This window comes from Pengzhenrongella frigida (assembly GCF_004168625.1).
In the GTDB taxonomy this organism is placed as follows: Bacteria; Actinomycetota; Actinomycetes; order Actinomycetales; family Cellulomonadaceae; genus Pengzhenrongella; species Pengzhenrongella frigida.
The window spans coordinates 1-1162 of sequence record NZ_SDWW01000121.1; the positions used below are offsets into that span (position 1 = coordinate 1).

The window sequence follows — 1162 nt, forward strand, 5'->3', positions numbered from 1 at the left end:
CTAGTGGCGTGTCACATAAGTTTCTGATGTGTTCGCTATGCTCTGGGACATGCCGAATCGGGTGAGAGTGTTGGCGGTCTCCGATGCTGACCGTGCCGAGCTGGCTCGCCGGGTGCGGGCGAAGGGCTTGCCCGCGCGGGAGGTGGAACGGGCTCGGATCGTGCTGCTGGCCGCCGACGGGGTGCCAGGTAAACAGATCGCGGCCCGGGTCGGCTGCGCGGAGCCGACGGTGGTGATGTGGCGATCCCGGTTCGCCGAGCGGGGCCTGGCCGGACTCGCCGACGCGCCGCGGTCGGGCAAGCCGGCCACGATCCCGCAGGCGGTGCGCGATGAGATCTTGTCGATCACGTTGACCGAGCCGCCGGTCGACCTGGGCATCACGCACTGGTCGTCGCGGCTGCTGGCCGACCGGTTGCGCCGTGACGGCAAGCCCGTCTCGCACGCCACGGTGGCGCGGGTGTGGAAGCACTTCGGGATCCAGCCCCACCGGTTCGGGACGTTCAAGTTCTCCACCGACCCCGAGCTGGAGGCCAAGGTCCGCGACATCGTCGGGCTGTACCTGGACCCCCCGGACAAGGCCGTGGTGCTGTGCGTGGACGAGAAGTCCCAGATCCAGGCCCTGGACCGCACGGCCCCGATGCTCCCGGTCCGCCCCGGGCTGCCGGCCACCCGCACCCACGACTACGTCCGGCACGGCACGACCACCTTGTTCGCGGCGTTGGAGGTCGCCACCGGGAAGGTCACCGATGCCTGTTACGACCGGCACCGCCACGAGGAGTTCCTCCGGTTCCTCAAGCAGGTCGCCAAGGCCTACCCGCGGGTCAAGCTGCATGTCGTGGCCGACAACTACGCCACCCACAAGCACCCCGCAGTCAAGGCATGGCTGGCGCGGAACCCGCGGATCACGATGCACTTCACCCCGACGTCGGGGTCCTGGATGAACCTCGTGGAGGTCTTCTTCGGGATCATCACCCGCCAGGCCATCCGCCGCGGCACGTTCACGTCCGTCGCCGACCTCCAGGCCGCGATCGGGACTTACATCGACGCCTGGAACGAACGCTGCGAACCGTTCCACTGGGTCAAGGACGCCGACACCATCCTCGCCAAAGCAACCCGCCCCAAGCCCACGAACACACAAGACGCGTCAGTTACACGCCACTAG

The 1162-nt window shown here is 68.1% G+C and carries 1 protein-coding gene; it reads left to right on the forward strand.

Annotated features, from left to right (window positions below):
* Positions 1 to 49 precede the first annotated feature (49 nt).
* Positions 50 to 1162, forward strand: a complete 1113-nt coding sequence (locus EUA98_RS19600; protein WP_130104355.1) for an IS630 family transposase — start codon at positions 50 to 52, stop codon at positions 1160 to 1162.